Origin of the sequence: Salipiger pentaromativorans (genome assembly GCF_024721115.1) — a bacterium.
Taxonomy (GTDB): Bacteria; Pseudomonadota; Alphaproteobacteria; order Rhodobacterales; family Rhodobacteraceae; genus Salipiger; species Salipiger pentaromativorans.
In genome coordinates this window covers 352,465-369,719 of the sequence record NZ_JAMDHK010000003.1, presented here as the reverse complement: position 1 = coordinate 369,719, position 17,255 = coordinate 352,465, and the positions used below count along the sequence as shown (strand labels likewise).

At 67.3% G+C, this 17,255-nt stretch carries 16 protein-coding genes; 8 read left to right on the top strand and 8 right to left on the bottom strand.

From position 1 onward, the window contains the following. Position 1 precedes the first annotated feature (1 nt). Complete coding sequence (locus tag M4578_RS07635; protein WP_258092867.1) at positions 2-1,246, top strand: sarcosine oxidase subunit beta family protein; 1,245 nt, start codon at positions 2-4, stop codon at positions 1,244-1,246. Between the two features lie 47 nt (positions 1,247-1,293). On the opposite strand, the gene M4578_RS07630 is transcribed toward M4578_RS07635, so the two are convergent. After that, positions 1,294-1,686 (bottom strand): hypothetical protein, encoded by a 393-nt coding sequence (locus M4578_RS07630; protein ID WP_258092866.1) that lies wholly within the window; start codon positions 1,684-1,686, stop codon positions 1,294-1,296. A gap of 245 nt (positions 1,687-1,931) precedes the next feature. Here M4578_RS07630 and M4578_RS07625 point away from each other — a divergent pair, with 245 nt between their 5' ends. The 4 genes from M4578_RS07625 (at position 1,932) to M4578_RS07610 (ending at position 6,636) form a co-directional block, all read left to right on the top strand. Further along, the gene (locus M4578_RS07625; protein WP_258092865.1) at positions 1,932-2,255 is read left to right on the top strand and encodes a sarcosine oxidase subunit delta; all 324 of its coding nucleotides are present in this window, start codon (positions 1,932-1,934) and stop codon (positions 2,253-2,255) included. A gap of 67 nt (positions 2,256-2,322) precedes the next feature. Continuing rightward, positions 2,323-5,358, top strand: coding sequence for a sarcosine oxidase subunit alpha family protein (locus M4578_RS07620; protein ID WP_258092864.1), 3,036 nt, complete (start codon positions 2,323-2,325; stop codon positions 5,356-5,358). Next, a complete protein-coding gene (locus M4578_RS07615) occupies positions 5,351-5,920 on the top strand; it encodes a sarcosine oxidase subunit gamma (protein ID WP_258092863.1) in 570 nt (189 codons plus the stop codon). The genes M4578_RS07620 and M4578_RS07615 overlap by 8 nt, the downstream gene beginning before the upstream one ends. A gap of 116 nt (positions 5,921-6,036) precedes the next feature. Continuing rightward, positions 6,037-6,636 carry a superoxide dismutase gene (locus M4578_RS07610; RefSeq protein WP_258092862.1) on the top strand — a complete coding sequence of 200 codons (600 nt, stop codon included), beginning with the start codon at positions 6,037-6,039 and terminating at the stop codon, positions 6,634-6,636. 83 nt (positions 6,637-6,719) lie between these two features. Here the strand turns inward: M4578_RS07610 and M4578_RS07605 are convergent, their stop codons facing one another. Further along, on the bottom strand, positions 6,720-7,586 hold the full coding sequence (locus M4578_RS07605; RefSeq protein ID WP_258092861.1) for a DMT family transporter: 867 nt from the start codon (positions 7,584-7,586) through the stop codon (positions 6,720-6,722). Beyond that, the gene (gene mnmC2 / locus M4578_RS07600) at positions 7,586-8,257 is read right to left on the bottom strand and encodes a tRNA (5-methylaminomethyl-2-thiouridine)(34)-methyltransferase MnmC2 (RefSeq protein ID WP_258092860.1); all 672 of its coding nucleotides are present in this window, start codon (positions 8,255-8,257) and stop codon (positions 7,586-7,588) included. Before mnmC2 ends, M4578_RS07605 begins: the two co-directional genes overlap by 1 nt. Positions 8,258-8,304: 47 nt before the next feature. On the opposite strand from mnmC2, the gene M4578_RS07595 reads away from it, so the two are divergent. Continuing rightward, positions 8,305-9,345: an NAD(P)/FAD-dependent oxidoreductase gene (locus M4578_RS07595; RefSeq protein WP_258092859.1), complete on the top strand. Its 1,041-nt coding sequence runs from the start codon at positions 8,305-8,307 to the stop codon at positions 9,343-9,345. 98 nt (positions 9,346-9,443) lie between these two features. On the opposite strand, the gene M4578_RS07590 is transcribed toward M4578_RS07595, so the two are convergent. The 4 genes from M4578_RS07590 to M4578_RS07575 all read right to left on the bottom strand — a co-directional run bounded on the left by M4578_RS07590 (position 9,444) and on the right by M4578_RS07575 (position 13,195). Then, a complete protein-coding gene (locus tag M4578_RS07590; RefSeq protein WP_258092858.1) occupies positions 9,444-9,887 on the bottom strand; it encodes a MaoC family dehydratase in 444 nt (147 codons plus the stop codon). A gap of 141 nt (positions 9,888-10,028) precedes the next feature. Then, the gene (locus tag M4578_RS07585) at positions 10,029-10,901 is read right to left on the bottom strand and encodes a TIGR01459 family HAD-type hydrolase (protein ID WP_258092857.1); all 873 of its coding nucleotides are present in this window, start codon (positions 10,899-10,901) and stop codon (positions 10,029-10,031) included. A gap of 69 nt (positions 10,902-10,970) precedes the next feature. After that, positions 10,971-11,846: an aldose 1-epimerase family protein gene (locus M4578_RS07580; protein WP_258092856.1), complete on the bottom strand. Its 876-nt coding sequence runs from the start codon at positions 11,844-11,846 to the stop codon at positions 10,971-10,973. 86 nt (positions 11,847-11,932) lie between these two features. Continuing rightward, positions 11,933-13,195, bottom strand: coding sequence for a SulP family inorganic anion transporter (locus tag M4578_RS07575; protein WP_258092855.1), 1,263 nt, complete (start codon positions 13,193-13,195; stop codon positions 11,933-11,935). 142 nt (positions 13,196-13,337) lie between these two features. On the opposite strand from M4578_RS07575, the gene M4578_RS07570 reads away from it, so the two are divergent. Continuing rightward, positions 13,338-13,694 (top strand): antibiotic biosynthesis monooxygenase family protein, encoded by a 357-nt coding sequence (locus M4578_RS07570; RefSeq protein ID WP_258092854.1) that lies wholly within the window; start codon positions 13,338-13,340, stop codon positions 13,692-13,694. 73 nt (positions 13,695-13,767) lie between these two features. On the opposite strand, the gene M4578_RS07565 is transcribed toward M4578_RS07570, so the two are convergent. After that, positions 13,768-14,688 carry a manganese-dependent inorganic pyrophosphatase gene (locus M4578_RS07565; protein ID WP_258092853.1) on the bottom strand — a complete coding sequence of 307 codons (921 nt, stop codon included), beginning with the start codon at positions 14,686-14,688 and terminating at the stop codon, positions 13,768-13,770. 338 nt (positions 14,689-15,026) lie between these two features. Between M4578_RS07565 and M4578_RS07560 the strand changes: the two genes are divergently transcribed. Then, the coding region (locus tag M4578_RS07560) for an NADP-dependent malic enzyme (protein ID WP_258092852.1) at positions 15,027-17,255 on the top strand (2,229 nt) is incomplete at its 3' end.

Below are 17,255 nucleotides of genomic sequence, written 5' to 3'. Positions count from 1 at the left end.
GATGAAACGTTATTCCGCTTTTGCCATCGCCCGCGAGGCCGCCCGTTATCACACCGGCTGGGGACGCGCCTGGCGCAAGCCGCAGCCGAAAGCGCGCTATGATGTGGTGATCGTCGGCGCGGGCGGGCACGGGCTCGCAACCGCTTATTATCTGGGCAAGAATTTCGGCATCAAGAATGTCGCCATCATCGAGAAGGGCTGGCTGGGCGGCGGCAACACGGGCCGCAACACCACGATCATCCGCTCGAACTATCTTCAGGATCCTTCCGCTGCGCTTTATGAGAAGGCGCGCTCGCTTTACGAGGGGCTGAGCCAGGACCTGAACTACAATGTCATGTTCAGCCCGCGCGGCGTGATGATGCTGGCGCAGACCGAGCATGAGCTGCGCGGCTATCAGCGCACGGTGCACGCCAACCGCCTGCAGGGCATCGACACCGAGATGATCTCGCCGCGCGAGGTCAAGCGGCTCTGCCCGATCATGAATATCGACGGGCCGCGCTACCCGGTGCTGGGCGCGCTCTGGCAGGTGCGCGGCGGCACCGCCCGGCACGATGCGGTGGCCTGGGGCTATGCGCGGGCCTGTTCCGACATGGGCATGGACATCATCCAGAACTGCGAGGTCACCGCCGTGCTGCGCGAGGGCGGGCGGGTGACCGGCGTCTCCACCACCCAGGGCGACATCTCCTGCGACAAGCTGGGCATCGTGGTGGCGGGCCATTCCGGCGTGCTGGCCGAGATGGCGGGCTTCCGCCTGCCGCTGGAATCGGTGGCACTGCAGGCGCTGGTCAGCGAGCCGATCAAACCGGCCATCGACGTGGTGGTGATGGCCAATACCGTGCACGGCTATCTCAGCCAGTCCGACAAGGGCGAGCTGGTGATCGGCGGCGGCACCGACGGTTATATCAACTACGCGCAGCGCGGCAGTTTCCAGCATGTGGAGGAGACGGTGCGCGCGCTGATCGAGACCTTCCCGATGATCTCGCGCCTCAAGATGCTGCGGCAATGGGCGGGGATCGTGGACGTGACCGGCGACCGCTCGCCGATCCTGTCGAAAACCCCGCTCGAGGGCTGCTATATCAACTGCGGCTGGGGCACCGGCGGGTTCAAGGCGATCCCGGGCTCGGGCTGGGGCTTTGCCGAGCTGATGGCCAAGGGATCCTCGCCGCTCACCGAGGCCTTCGGCCTGAACCGCTTTCGCGAAGGCCGTTTCATCGACGAAAGCGTCGCGGCGGGGGTGGCGCATTGAGCGCGGCCACCGGCAGCGATCTGCCCGTGGGCCCGCGTGTTACGGCGTCACTTGCCGCCCATCGCCCGTTTCATCTGGAACGGCGCCGGCGCCGCCAGCCCCACCAGACCGGCCAGCGCGCCATGACCGTCATTGCAGGGCGGGTGCCAGCTATGGATGAACTCGCGCGCGATCATCGCGCGGTCCTCGGGGCGTGCCAGCGCCAGCCCGCCGATCGTGTCGAACCCCTTGGCCTCGGCCCGGTCCCAGGGCCCGCCAGGGCGCCGGTCGTGCAGAAGCTGGCGCCCCAGCGCCTCGGTCTCGCCGACATAGAGCACCTGCGCCTGCACCGAGCGGCCCTCGGGCATCCGCAGATACAGGTAGACCGCGCCGGTGTCGGTAAAGACCGTGTCGGGGGTGAAAAGTTCGACCGGGTATTGCCGGCCGCGGTGACTCGTCAAGCTGAGGGTCAGCAATCTGCCCATCTCTCTGCCCTTTCTTTTTGCCTCGCCGTTAGCGTAACCGCAAACTGCGGCGGGGATGCAAACGCGACGTTGATTTCGGCCCATGGGCCGTGCGGAAGCGGCGATAGCTTCAAATTTGTGCATGTTTTCCGCAGCCCTGCCGCAAGAACGGCAGCGCGGGAACGCGCCCCGGCCTTCGCGCGCGGCTTCCGCGCCTGTCCGCTCTTCCAAGGAGATGCCCCATGCTGACCCTGCCTTGCCCCTGCTGCGGCGCCGATGCCGCCGAGATCGAGCTTGTCCCCGGCGGAGAGGCGCATCTGAAACGCGAGGGACCCGGCGCCTCCGACGAGGCGGTCGAGCGCTATCTCTTCGAACGCGAGAACCCCAAAGGTGTGGTGCTGGAGCGCTGGCGCCACGCCTATGGCTGCGGCAAGTGGTTCCTCGCGGCGCGCGACAGCGTCACCATGGAGGTCTACGGCACCTATCCCGCTCAGACCCACGAACCGCCGCAAGAGATCCGCGACCGCATCGCCCGGCGCCACCCGGACTGGGCGCAAGGCGCATGAGTCTTCATCTTTCGACAAATACTCCCGCCGGAGGCTCCGCCGGCGCCACGCATATGAGGTCCGAGTCATGAGTACGCGACTGGCCAAGGGCGGCCGCCTCACCGACCGCAGCAAGCAGATCGGTTTCACCTTCAACGGCAAGCGCTTCACCGGTTTTGCCGGCGACACGCTGGCCTCGGCGCTGCTGGCCAACGACCAGATGTTGCTGGGCCGCAGCTTCAAGTATCACCGCCCGCGCGGGGTCGTGGCCTCCGGTGCCGAAGAGCCCAACGCGCTGGTCGGTCTCGGGCAGGGCGCGCGGTTCGAACCCGATCAGCGCGCCACCACCACCGAACTGTTCGACGGGCTGGTGGCGGACAGCCAGAACCACTGGCCGAGCCTCGAGTTCGACGTGGGCGAGGTGAATGCGAAACTGGCGCGCTTCCTGCCGGCGGGGTTCTATTACAAGACCTTCCTCTGGCCGCGCGCCTTCTGGAAACATCTTTACGAACCGGTGATCCGGCGCTCGGCGGGGCTGGGCAAGGCGCCGCATCCCGAGGTGCGCGACATCGACCGCTACGAACATTTCCATGCGCATGTGGATCTGCTGATCGTCGGTGGCGGGGTGGCCGGGCTACAGGCGGCGAAAGCCGCCGGCGCGGCGGGGGCGCAGGTGCTGCTGATCGAACAGGGCGCGCATTGGGGCGGCCGCGCCCCGGTCGATGGCGGCACGATCGACGGCATGGCCGCCGCGGACTGGGTGGCGCGGACCGTGGCCGAGCTGGAAACCATGGAGAACGTCCGTCTGCGCCTGCGCTGCATGGGTGCCGGGGTCTACGACCATGGCTATGTGCTGGGCTATGAGCGGGTCACCGATCACAAGCCCGGCGCACATGGTCCGCGCCACCGGCTCTGGCGCATTCGCTGCAAGCAGATCGTCGCCGCGACCGGCGCCATCGAACGCCCGCTGAGCTTTGCCGGCAACGATGTGCCCGGGGTCATGCTGGCCTCGGCGCTGCGCGATTACGTGGTGAATTACGGCGTGTCGGCGGGCGACCGCACGGTGGTGGTCACCAATAACGACGACGCCTATCGCACTGCAATCGTTCTGAAAAAGGCGGGGCTTGCGGTGCCGGTGATCCTCGATGCGCGGCCCCTGGGGGGCGGGGCGCTGATGGAGGAGGCGCGCGCGCTGGGCATTCGCGTGGAGCCGGGCCGCGGCATCGCCAAGGTGCTGGGCGGCAAGCGGGTCACCGGTGTCGCCACCTGTCTGCAGGCCGGCGAAGGTTCGGTGCTCGAGGAAATCCCCTGCGATGCGGTGGCGATGTCCGGTGGCTGGTCGCCGGTGGTGCATCTGTGGTCCCATTGCGGCGGCAAGCTCGCCTGGGACGCGGAAAACGCCGTGTTCCGCCCCGATCCCACCCGTGCGCCCACCGGCGCCGATGGCGCGCCCTTCCTCGGCACAGCCGGCGCGGCGAGCGGGGCCTTTCACCTCTCCGATACGCTGGCCGATGCCGAGAAGGCTGCGGTCGCGGCCGCCGAGGCGCTGGGCCATGCCGCAACCGCTGCCCCGCCGCAGGCCGAGGCCGCGTCCGAGGCAGCGCTGCTGCCGGTCTGGCTGATGCCGCAGGGCGCCCGCGCCGAGCTGCGCATGAAGGCCTTTCTCGACTACCAGAACGACGTCAAGGTGTCCGACGTGCAGCTTGCCGCGCGCGAGGGCTACGAAAGCGTCGAACACACCAAGCGCTACACCACGCTGGGCATGGCGACCGATCAGGGAAAACTGAGCAATATAAACGGACTCGCGGTGCTTTCTGATGCGCTTGGCACGCCGGTTCCGCAGGTTGGCACCACCACTTTCCGCCCGCCTTATACGCCGATCAGCTTCGGCGCCATCGCCGGCGAGGCGCGTGGCGAGATCTTCCAGCCGCTGCGCCGCACGCCGATGCAGGACTTGCACGAATCGAACCATGCGGCCTGGGAGCCGGTCGGCCAGTGGCGCCGGCCCTATTGCTATCCGCATCCCGGCGAGGCGAAACGCGACGCGGTCAACCGCGAGATCAATGCCACACGGCAATCTCTTGGAATCCTTGACGCATCGACGCTTGGAAAGATCCTGGTAAAAGGCCCGGATGCGGGCCGGTTCCTCGACATGATGTATACCAACATGATGTCGACGCTGCCGGTGGGCAAATGCCGCTACGGCCTGATGTGTAACGAAAACGGCTTTCTGATGGATGACGGCGTGGTCGTGCGTCTGTCGGAGGATAGCTGGCTCTGCCACACCACGTCGGGCGGCGCGGATCACGTCCACGCCCATATGGAAGACTGGCTGCAATGCGAATGGTGGGACTGGAAGGTCTTCACCGCCAATCTCACCGAGCAATACGCCCAGATCGCCGTGGTCGGTCCCAATGCCCGCAACCTTCTGGAAACGCTCGGCGGCATGGATGTGTCGAAAGAGGCGCTGCCTTTCATGACCTGGGCCGAAGGGGCGCTGGCCGGCACGCCGGCGCGGGTCTACCGCATCTCCTTCTCCGGTGAACTCAGCTACGAGATCGCCGTGCCCGCCAATCGCGGACGCGCCTTCTGGGGCAAGCTGCTCGAAGCCGGGCGGGCGTGGGACATCACCCCTTATGGCACCGAGGCGCTGCATGTGATGCGCGCCGAGAAGGGCTTCATCATGATCGGCGACGAGAGCGACGGCACGGTGATCCCGCAGGATCTCGGCCTGTCCTGGGCGATCTCGAAGAAGAAGGCGGATTTCCTCGGCAAACGCGCGCAGGAGCGGACCGACATGGCGCGGGACGACCGCTGGCAGCTCGTGGGGCTGGAGACGCTCGACGGCTCGGTGCTGCCGGACGGGGCCTATGCCATCGCGCCGGGGCGCAATGCCAACGGGCAGCGCAACACCCAGGGCCGCGTGACCTCGACCTATTATTCGCCGACGCTGAAAAAGGGCATCGCCATGGGGCTGGTCCGGCACGGGCCCGACCGCATGGGCGAGGTGCTGGGCTTTACCGCCGAGGAGCAGGATCACACCGACGACAAGCCGACGCTGGTCGAGGCGCGCATCGTGAGCCCGGTCTTCTACGATCCGGAAGGGGAGAAACAGAATGTCTGATGTCATGGCCCCTCTGGACGGCGCCCGGTTCGACGGGCTGGTCACGGTCGAGGCGCTGCCCGCGCAGGGGCAGATCACCCTGCGCTGCGAGGTCTCCGACGATTACCGCGCAAAGCTGAGCGGGCTGCTGGGTCTGGCGTTTCCCGAACCGCGCAAGGCGGTTTCGGACGGGGACCGCGCGCTGCTCTGGATGTCGCCGGACGAATTGCTGCTGCTGCTGCCCTATGACGAGGTGCCGGAGATGCTGGCACGGCTGGAAGAGACCTTTCCGAACTGGATCCTGCTGGCGGTCGATGTCTCGGACGCGCGGGCGCATTTCCGGCTGAGCGGCGCGCCTTTGCGCGATGTGCTTTCCAAGCTGGTGCCGGCGGATATGGCGCCGGGCGCCTTCGTGCCGGGGGATGTCAAGCGCAGCAAGCTGGCGCAGGTCGCGGCGGGGATCTGGCTGCGCGGGCCGGAGGAGGCGCAGCTTTTCTGTTTCCGCTCGGTCGCCGATTATGCCTTCCGGGTGCTCGCCACCGCGGCGGAGCCGGGAGGCGAGGTCGGTTTTCACGGCACCTGACGGCGGCGGAACATTTGCCGGTCTGGCACGTTTTATACGGTGACATCGCTTGACCTCGCGCCATGCGGGTCTAGGAATGGTTTACAAATTCACTCAACGCCAAGAGGACACCTCACATGTCGTTCGAACTTCCCGATCTGCCCTATGCTCACGATGCGCTTGCCTCCAAGGGCATGTCCAAGGAGACGCTGGAATATCACCACGACCTGCACCACAACGCCTATGTCACCACGCTGAACAAGCTGGTCGAGGGTACCGAATGGGCGGGCAAGAGCCTCGAAGAGATCGTGACCGGCACCTATGCCGCCGGCGCGGTGGCGCAGAGCGGCATCTTCAACAACGCCTCGCAGGCGTGGAACCATGCGCAGTTCTGGGAGATGATGGGCCCGGGCGACAATTCCATGCCGGGCGAGCTGGAAGCCGCGATTAAGGAGAGCTTCGGCTCAGTCGAGAAATTCAAGGAAGATTTCGCCGCCGCCGGCGTGGGCCAGTTCGGCTCGGGCTGGGCCTGGCTGGTGAAGGACACCGATGGTGGCCTCAAGATCACCAAGACCGAAAACGGCGTGAACCCGCTCTGCTTCGGCCAGACCGCGCTGCTGGGCTGCGACGTGTGGGAGCATTCCTATTACATCGACTTCCGCAACAAGCGCCCGGCCTATCTGGCCAACTTCCTCGACAATCTCGTGAACTGGGAGAACGTGGCCAGCCGCATGTGATCCGGCCGCGATCCTGAAAACGGAAAACGCCCCGCGCAAAGCCGCGGGGCGTTTTTCTTTTTGCCTGTTGGCGCGCGGGGGGCTCAGCCCCGCTGCCGGGCACGCCACAGCGTGAAGAGACCGGCCGCCACGATGATCGCGGCCCCCAGCACCACATTCGGGCGCAGCGTTTCGCCAAAGACCGTGAGACCCAGGGTCGAGGCGAAGACCAGTTGCAGATAGGCGAAGGGCTGCACCGCCGAAGCCTCGGCCACCTCGTAGCATTTGATCAGGGTGAAATGCCCCAGCGCACCGGTAAAGCAGAGCACGATCATCCAGCCCCAGTCGGGCGCGGTCATGGGTTCCCAGAACCAGACCCCGACAAGCGTGGCGGTCACCGCGCCGGAGACGCCGGTCCAGAAGAAGGAGGTGGCGGCGCTGTCGCGGCGCGCGACATAGCGGGTCAGCAGCCCGTAAAGCGCGAACATCAGCGCCGCCAGCAGCGGCACGGCAGCGAAGGGCGAGAACACCCCGCCCGAGGGTTGCAGGATGATCACCACGCCGACAAATCCGACGCCGATCGCCGTCCAGCGCCGCCAGCCGACCTTTTCCCCGAGAATCGGCCCCGAGAGCGCCGCGACCAGAAGCGGATAGGCGGTAAAGACCGCGTGGCTTTCGGTCAGCCCGAGCAGCACGAAGGCGGTCACCATCACGCAGATCTCGGCGACCAGAAGCACGCCGCGAAACGCTTGCAGGACGGGCTGTGTGGTGGCCGCCGCCGCCTTCAGCCCGCCGGCCTGCCGCCCGGCCACCGCCATCACGAAGGCGGCAAAGAACCAGTAGCGGATCATCACCACCATATAGACGTTATAGGCCTCGGAGAGATGCCGCGAGATCCCGTCCTGAAGCGCGAAGACAAAGGTCGTCGCGACCATCAGCCAGATGCCGAGCCGGGTGTTCTGTTCTGCCATCAGGAAAGCCTCGCCACGGTCATGTGCCGCTTGCGCCCGTATCCCGGCGCGCGGGTGACGGCAAAGCCCGCTGCCTCCAGCGCCCGCCGGACATGGCCCGCCGCCGTATAGGTGGCCGCCGAACCGCCCGGGGCGGTGTGGCGCGCGACCTCCGCCATCAGCGCGGGCTCCCAGAGCTCGGGGTTCTTGGCAGGAGAGAACCCGTCGAGGAACCAGGCATCGGCCAGGCCCTCCCAGCGCGGCAGGGTCTCGCGGGCATCGCCGGGGACCATCTCGAATCTCAGGTCGGGCAGGGCGATACGCTGCGCCCCGGCGCGCCAGTGCGGCGCCAGTTCGGCGGCGATCCCGGCCAGCTCGGGAAAGGCGGCCTGGGCGCGGATCATGTCCTCTGCGGCCATGGGGAAGGCCTCGAAACTGGTGACGCGCAGCGTGCCGGGCCGGCCCTGCGCGCGCCAAAGATGCAGCGCCGCCAGCAGGTTGAGCCCGGTGCCGAAGCCCAGCTCGGCAATGTGGAACCCGTCGCGGAACCGCTCGGGCAGGCCGTTGCCGGCCAGAAAGGTGTGGCGGGTTTCCGCAAGCCCGTTGTCGAGCGAATAATAGGGGTCGTCGAAGCGGGGCGACACGGGCACCCCGCCGTCGCGCCAGAGCGGCGCATCGGGCTGGTTCGTCATGATCGTCTGTCCTAGAACTGGCGCGAGATTGGACGGGAGGCACGGGAATGGCAAGGCTGGACGTGACGGTGCGCGGGGCGGGGATTTTCGGCCTCTCCATCGCCTGGGTCTGCGCGCGTTCGGGTGCGCGCGTGCGGGTGGTGGACCCCGCCGGGCCCGGTGCCGGATCGAGCGGCGGTCTGGTGGGCGCGCTGGCGCCGCATGTGCCGGAAAACTGGAACCCGAAGAAGGCGTTCCAGCTCGACAGCCTGCTCATGGCCGCGCGGTTCTGGGCCGAGGTGGAAGAGGTCGGCGGGGTCTCGCCCGATTATGCGCGCAGCGGCCGGCTGCAACCGGTGGCCGATGCCCGCGCGCTGGAGCTGGCGCGGGCGCGGGAGATCACGGCGCGCGATCTCTGGGGCGCGGCGGCGGCCTGGGAGGTGATCGCGGCGGAGGCGGCAGGCGCCTGGGCGCCGCTCACCCCGACGGGCTGGCTGATCCGCGACACGCTGAGCGCGCGCATGTCGCCGCGCCGCGCGGGCGCGGCGCTGGTGGCGGCGCTGGCGGCGATGGGCGTGGAGATCGTGGCGGAGGCGCCGGACGACGGCGCGGTGGTCTGGGCGACGGGCTGGCGCGGGCTGCTGGATCTCTCGGAGCGGCTGGGCAAGCCGGTCGGCAACGGGGTGAAGGGGCAGTCGGTGCTGCTGCGCCACGATGCGGGTGCGGTGCCGCAGGTCTTTGCCGGCGGGCTGCATATCGTGCCGCATCACGACGGGACGGTGGCGCTGGGCTCGACCTCGGAGCGCGATTTCGACGCGCCGGATACGACCGACTCGCAATGCGACGGGCTGGTCGAACGGGCGGTGGCCGCGATGCCGGTGCTGCATGGCGCCGAGATCGTGGAGCGCTGGGCCGGGGTGCGGCCGCGGGCGAAGAGCCGGGCGCCGATGCTGGGGCCCTGGCCCGGGCGCGAGGGGCATTACATCGCCAATGGCGGGTTCAAGATCGGCTTCGGCGTGGCGCCGAAGGTGGCGCAGGTCATGGCGGCGCTGGTGCTGGAGGGGCGCGACGGCATCCCGGCGGGGTTCCGGGTGGAGGACTCGCTTTAGGCGCGTATTTTTAAAGAGAAGAAGGGCAAGGAGCCGCACTGGCCCTGTCTTCTTCTCTTGTCAAATACGCAGCCGGAGCTGTGGATGAAGCGCCGCGCTCAGTCGAACTTGCGCGAGGGCGCCAGAACCTTGGCCTCGCCGACCAGCACCTTCTTGCCATCCACAGAGCAGAGGCAGTTCAGGGTGACATGACGCTTGGCGTGGTCGATTCCGGTGACCGTGACCTCGGCATAGACGGTGTCGCCGGGGCGCACCGGGCCGAGGAATTTCAGCGTCTGGCCGAGATAGATCGTGCCGTGGCCCGGCAGTTGCTCGCCGATCACCGCCGAGATCAGCCCCGCCGTCAGCATGCCGTGCGCGATGCGGCCCTCGAAGATCGTGTCATGGGCGTAATCATCGTCGAGATGTACCGGGTTGCGGTCGGTCGAGACCTCGGCAAACAGCTCGATGTCGCGGTCCGTCACATGTTTGCGCAGATGGCGGCTCATCCCCATCTCGATGTCTTCGATGCAGATCGTTCCGCGCGGGAAGTTATCGAACATCTCTGCCTCCATGAACTTTGGCCCAGTAATAAATATGCGAGTCACCGCCCGCAGTGGGCAACTTTATTACTTCGCGGATGCAGAAAATCAAGAGGATTCGCCCCGACACGGGCAAACTGTTTGTGTCGGGGCGGGATCGGATCAGCGCAGGAAGCCGATGGAATAGGTCGGAGAGATGCCTTCTCCGGCGAGAAAGGCGAGCAACGCCTCCTCATGCGGGTGTTCGCCGGTGCGGGTCTCCTCGGCGGCGAGCCCGCCGGTGACGAAGAGCGAATCGAGATCCTCGCCGATGGCGCCGAGGATGTCGGTCTTGACCCCGTCGCCCACCGCGAGAATCGCGGAATCGGGCAGGTCGGGCGCCACTTCGTAGAGGCGCCGGCGGGCGAGGTCGTAGATGGCGGGATGCGGCTTGCCGAAATAGAGGCTCTCGCCGCCCATCTCGGTATAAAGCGCGGCCAGTGCCCCGGCGCACCATTCGCGTTTCTCGCCGCGGTCCACGACGATGTCGGGGTTGGCGCAGAGCAGCTTCAGCCCGTTCTGCTTGGCATAGAGGAACTGCGGGCGCAGCGCGGCGGGATCGGCGCCGGCATCGAAGGGGCCGGTGCAGACGATGCCTTCGGCCTCTTCCAGCGGCACCCGTTCGATCGCCACCGGCGAGTCGATCAGCTTCAGCGGTTCGAAGAAGGGCAGCTCTGCCTCGGTGCCGACGAACCAGACCTTGTTGCCGACCGTGCCCTGAAACATCGCGGAGCGGGCGGAATCGCCCGAGCTGGCGATATTGTCCCAGCAATCGTCGGGCACGCCGAAGGTCACGAGCTGTTTGGCAACCTCGGCGCGGGGGCGCGGGGAATTGGTGACCAGCACCACGACACCGCCCTTGGCGCGATAGGCTTGCAGCGCCTCGACGGCCGCGGGAAAGGCGGTCACGCCGTTGTGCAGACAGCCCCAGAGGTCGACGAACATCGCCTCGTAGTTGTCGGAAATATCGGAGAGAGTTTCAATAATCTGGGTCATGGTGGCCTCTGGCAGAAATCTGGCCCTTTGATATGGCCTGATCGGGGCCATGGCCACCCCTCGCGGCGCTCAGAGATCCGCTGTTACCCGATAGGCAAACCGGGCCTCGGCGCCGGGCGCGAGGCTTTGGCTGTAGGGCCGCTCGGAGATCTGCGGAGAGGCGCCGCTCTGGGCCGCCATGCCGTGCCAGGGCTCGACGCAGAGGAAGGGCGCGCCGGGTTTGGTCCAGAGCGCGAGGTTCGGCAGGTTCTCGAAGGCGAAGGCCAGTTCCGGCCCGCCGGGCACGCCGTAGCGCAGCCCGGCGCCGGCGCCTGCGGGGAAGATCATGGCATCCTCCTCGAACTGCTCGGGCATCAGCGTGAGCTTGCCTGCACGGAACGGCGAGGGCAGGCGGTCGGTGGGTAGAAGCCCGTCATGCAGCCGGGCCATGGCCGGCTCGGCACCGTTGTCGAGGCGGATCTCATGCGGTTGGCCCTCGGCGCCGGGCAGGGGCCAGGCGAAGGCCGGGTGAAAGCCGAAGCCGAAGGGCATCGCGCGGTCGTCGCAATTGGCGATCTCGACGGCGACCTCCAGGGTGGCGCCGTGCAGCCGGTGGGTGACCGCGAGCCGGAACGCAAACGGGTAAAGAGCGCGTGTCTCGGCGGTGTCGCGCAGGATGTGGCGGCAGGTGTCGGGCGCGTGTGTGTCGAGGGTAAAGCGGGCGCGGCGGGCAAAGCCGTGTTGCGCCATTTCGGCCTCATGGGCGCCCACGGCGATGCGGTTGCCGGGGGCGCGGCCGACGATGGGAAAGAGGATCGGCGCACGGCCGCTCCAGAAGGCGGGATCGCCGTGCCAGAGCAGTTCGGCGCCATCCGCCGTGCGCAGGGTCTGAAGCTCGGCGCCGAGCGGCGAGACGGTGGCGGAGAGGGCGCCGCTGTCGATGCGGATCGGGGTCTGCTGGTCCATCGGGGTCTCTTCTCCTGGCTCCGGTGCCAGCAGAGTGCCGCAGCCCCGGGGCGAAGGCCAGTGCCCGCGCGCCGGGCGCCATGGGGTTACCGGTCGGGCGGGGTCCAGTCGGCGGGCGGCACCTCGCGGCGTTGCAGGCGCAGGGCCAGACCGGCGGTCACGCCCAGACCGATGGCCACGGTGAGATCGGCGAAGATCGTCAGCGCGCAGGTCATGATCAGCAGGAAGCGGTCGCTGCGGCGGCCTTGCAGGAAATGCGCCTTCCAGTGCTGCGGCTCGCTCATGTTCCAGGCGGTGAGCAGCAGCAGCCCGGCCAGCGCGGGCATCGCCAGCATCGAGGCGAGCGGTGCGGCCACCAGCATCGCCAGCAGGATGGTCAGCGCGTGGACCAGCCCGGCCACCGGCGTGCGGCCACCGGCGCGGATATTGGTGGCGGTGCGGGCGATGGCGCCGGTGGCGGGCAGCCCGCCGAAGAGCGACGAGCCCAGGTTGGCGGCGCCCTGGGCCAGCAGCTCGGCGCCCGAGCGGTGCCGGAAGCCGGTCATGCGGTCGGCCACCATCGCCGAGAGCAGCGATTCCACCCCGGCGAGGAAGGCGATGATCAGCGCCGAGGGCAGCAGCTCGCGCAGGGTTGCGGGGGAAAGGTCGGGCAGGGCGGGCAGGGGCAGGCCGCGCGGCAGGGTGCCGAAGCGGTCGCCCAGCGTCTCGACCGGCAGGTCGAACAACGCCACCGCCCCCGAGGTCAGCGCCACCGCCACGATCAGCCCGGGCCAGGCCGGGGCCAGACGGCGGAAGAGCGTGATCAGCGCCATGGTGGCCACGCCGATGCCCAGCGGCCAGAGCGCGATCTCGCCCCGTGCCTCCCAAAGCGCGGCGATCTTTTCCAGCGCCTCGGCGGGCATGGGCGCGGAGAGGCCGAAGAGATCCTTGAGCTGGCTCAGCGCGATGATCGCGGCGATGCCGATGGTGAAGCCGTTGATCACCGGTTCGGGCACGAAGCGGATCAGCCGCCCCGCGCGCAGGAACCCGGCGGCCAGAAGGATGAGCCCCGCCATGAAGGTGGCGGTGACGAGGCCGGAGAACCCGTGCTGATGGATGACCCCCGCCACCACGACGATGAAGGCGCCGGTCGGCCCGCCGATCTGCACCCGGCTGCCGCCGAGCGCCGAAATCAGGAACCCCGCGACGATGGCGGTGATCAGCCCCGCCTCGGGCCCGGCGCCCGAGGCGATGGCAATGGCAAGGCTGAGCGGCAGCGCGACCATCGCCACGGTCACGCCCGCCCAGAGATCGGCACGGAAAGTCTCTGCGCTGTAGTCACGCAGAGTCGTCAGGATTTTGGGTGTCATTCCTTACCGCTACTCCCGCAGACCCCTGACAAGCAAGCGGCATATGCGGCCAAACGGGGCGAGAGCGCTTGAAAAAGATCATTGAATAGCAAGCTATTTAATTTTACATAGCATGGTATCTAAAATCGAGAGGATGAAAGACATGAAAGTTTCGAAGGGTCTGGCCGTGCTGGCGGCAGCGGTTCTCATCGCCGGCGCGGCGGCGGCAGAGGTGACGCTGATCAACGTGTTCGAGGTGCCGGAAGGTCGGCAGGAGGCGGCCATCTCCGCTTGGGAAAGCGCGCGCGATTTCCTCCAGCAGCAGCCGGGCTATATCTCGACCGCCTTGCACGGGTCGCTCGACCCGCAGGCGCGGTTTTCGCTGATCAATATCGCCCGCTGGGAAAGCCCGGCGCATTTCGCCAGGGCCATCGCGGCGATGCGTGAGGCGGGCGCCTTCCCGCCGGTCGAGGGCGTGGTGCCCAATGCGGCGCTTTACGAGGTCGTGCGCGGCGAGTGAGCGCGCGACAAAGAAAAATGCCGGCTGCGCGTGGCAGCCGGCATCGTCTTTTCCGGGGGCCGTGCCCCGGGGATCAGACCTTGAGGTTCGGAATGATCTGCTTTTTGCGGCTCATGATGCCGGGCAGGACGACGGTGTCGCCCGCAACGCTGGCGCCAAAGCTCTTTTCGGCGACGGTCTTCACCAGGTCGTTCGGCACCAGCAGCGTGGCCTCTTCCTTGAGGATGTCCACGACAAACAGCAGCACCTGATCCACGCCGTCCTCGGAGGCCACGGTCTTGAAGGTCTCCATCAGGCTGTCCTTGCGGCCCAGCGGGATCTCGGGCGCGGTGGTTTCCAGCACCGAGACGCGGAACTTGGTGCCATCGACCTCGTATTCCTTGGAATCCATGCGGATCAGCTCGGCGTCCGAGAAGGCCGAGACGTCGGATTTCGCGGCGAACATCTGCGCGGCGAACTCGGTGATGTTCACCCCCAGCTCGGCGGCCAGCTTCTCGGCGACGGCCTTGTCATGCTCGGTGGTGGTGGGCGAGCGGAACTCCAGCGTGTCCGACAGGATGCAGGTCAGCGCGGCGCCCTTGATGGCCTCGGGCATCTTGGCGGCGTCGTCGCCCATCAGATCGACCATGATGGTGGCGGTGCAGGCCAGCGGGCGCACGGTGATGTCGATCGGGCCTTTGGTTTCCAGGCCGCCCACCAGCTTGTGGTGGTCGATGATCGCGGTGATGTCGGCCGCGTTGATCGAGGCCGGCAGCTCGGCGGGGTTGTTGGTGTCGACGATGACGACCGGCGCATCCTCGGCCACGTCGGCGATGATCTCGGGCTTTTCCAGACCCCAGTGCGACAGCATGAAGGCGGCCTCGGTGTTGGGCTCGCCCAGCAGCGCGGGCTTGGCGGCCTCGCCCTTCACCTCGTTCATGTACCAGGCCCAGACGATGGGGCTGCCGGTGCTGTCGGTGTCGGGGGACTTATGGCCGAAAACCAGGGTGGTCATTGGAAATACTCCTTGGGTGGGTATCGGATTTCGCGCGCCTTATAGGAGCGGGGGCGGGACTTGTCACCCATGGAAATCGGCGCCGCCACCGCGTGAGCGCAAACGGTCGCGGATTTGTGCCGTGACCCGCGGCGCGGCCCGGATCGGCCGGGCGGGCATCATGGTTCCGGGGCGTGGGGCAGGCGGTTCCTGCGCGGCTGGGGCATCGGCGCGGTGCCGCGCCCGGGTCGGGCGCGATCCCTTTTTCATTTACGCCTTCCGAGACTCCTGCTATTCGGCGCGCATCCGCCTCGAAGCGGATTGTTCAGCATTGAACTAATTTGGGAGCCCGGCTGCTCATGTCCGACACCGCCCAGGAATCCGCGCGCCAGGCGGCGCTGTTCTACCACGAAAACCCCAAGCCCGGAAAACTCGAGATCCGCGCGACCAAGCCGCTGGCCAATGGCCGCGACCTCAGCCGCGCCTATTCGCCCGGCGTGGCCGAGGCCTGTCTCGAGATCAAGGCCGATCCGCAGGCCGCCGCCCGTTATACCGCGCGCGGCAATCTCGTGGCGGTGGTATCGAATGGCACGGCGGTGCTGGGGCTGGGCAATATCGGTCCGCTGGCCTCCAAGCCGGTGATGGAGGGCAAGGCCGTGCTCTTCAAGAAATTCGCCAACATCGACTGTTTCGACATCGAGCTGAACCAGCCCGACCCGGAAAAGCTCGCCGAGATCGTCTGCGCGCTGGAGCCGACCTTCGGGGCGATCAACCTCGAAGACATCAAGGCGCCGGATTGTTTCATCGTGGAAAAGATCTGCCGCGAGCGGATGAACATCCCCGTCTTCCATGACGACCAGCACGGCACCGCCATCGTCGTGGGCGCCGCGGCCACCAATGCGTTGCATGTGGCGGGCAAACGGTTCGAGGACATCAAGGTGGTCTCTACCGGCGGCGGGGCGGCTGGGATCGCCTGCCTGAACATGCTGCTGAAACTCGGTGTGAAGCGCGAGAATGTCTGGCTTTGCGACATTCACGGTCTCGTCTACGAGGGCCGGGACGAGGATATGAACCCGCAAAAGGCGTGTTTTGCGCAGAAGACCGACAAGCGGACGCTCGACGAGGTGGTCGCCGGTGCCGATCTGTTCCTCGGTCTCTCCGGTCCCGGTGTGCTGAAGCCCGAACATGTGGCGCAGATGACCGCACAGCCCATCGTCTTCGCATTGGCCAACCCCACCCCCGAGATCATGCCCGATGCGGTGCGCGCGGTGGCACCCGATGCGATCATGGCCACAGGGCGCAGCGATTTCCCCAATCAGGTCAACAACGTCCTCTGCTTTCCCTTCATCTTCCGCGGCGCGCTGGATGTCGGCGCGACCGAGATCAACGACGCCATGTCGGTGGCCTGCGTCGAGGGCATTGCGGCGCTGGCCCGCGCCACCACCTCCGCCGAGGCGGCGGCGGCCTATCATGGCGAGCAGCTCACCTTCGGGCGCGATTACCTGATCCCGAAACCCTTCGATCCGCGCCTGTCCTCCGTGGTCTCCTCGGCGGTGGCCAAGGCGGCGATGGACTCGGGCGTGGCGACGCGGCCGCTGGAGGATCTGAAGGCCTACAAGGACAAGCTCAACGCCTCGGTGTTCAAGTCGGCGCTGCTCATGCGCCCGGTCTTCGAGGCCGCGCGCTCGGCATCGCGCCGGATCGTGTTTGCCGAGGGCGAGGAAGAGCGTGTGCTGCGCGCTGCGCAGGCGATCCTCGAGGAAACCACCGAACAGCCCATCCTCATCGGCCGGCCGGAGGTGATGGAAAGCCGTTGCGAGCGCATGGGGCTCGACATTCGCCCGGGCCGCGATTTCCACATCGTGAACCCGCAGGACGACCCGCGCTATCGCGATTACTGGGAGACCTATCACAAGCTGATGGCGCGGCGCGGGGTGACGCCGGATCTGGCGCGCGCGATCCTGCGCACCAACCTCACGGCGATTGCGGCAATCATGGTGCATCGCGGCGAGGCCGACAGCATGATCTGCGGCACCTTCGGCGAATATCGCTGGCATCTCAACTACATCACCCAGGTGCTGGGCGAGGGGGGGCGCGAGGCGCAGGGCGCTCTGTCGCTGATGATCCTCGAGGACGGGCCGCTGTTCCTGGCGGATACCCAGGTCTGGACCGAGCCGACGCCCGAGCAGATCGCCGCGACGACCATCGGCGCCGCGCGGCATGTGCGCCGCTTCGGCCTCACGCCCAAGATCGCGCTATGTTCGCGGTCGCAGTTCGGCAACCAGAGCGACGGCTCCGGCCCGCGCATCCGCGCCGCGCTGGACATCCTCGACAGCCAGCCGCGCGATTTCATCTACGAAGGCGAGATGCATGTGGACAGCGCGCTCGACCCCGAACTGCGCGAGCGTCTGATGCCCGAGAACCGCATGCAGGGCGCGGCGAATGTGCTGATCTTCGCCCAGGCGGATGCGGCGAGCGGCGTGCGCAACATCCTGCGGCTCAAGGCCGGCGGGCTGGAGGTGGGGCCGATCCTCATGGGGATGGGCAACCGCGCGCATATTGTGACGCCCTCGATCACCTCGCGCGGG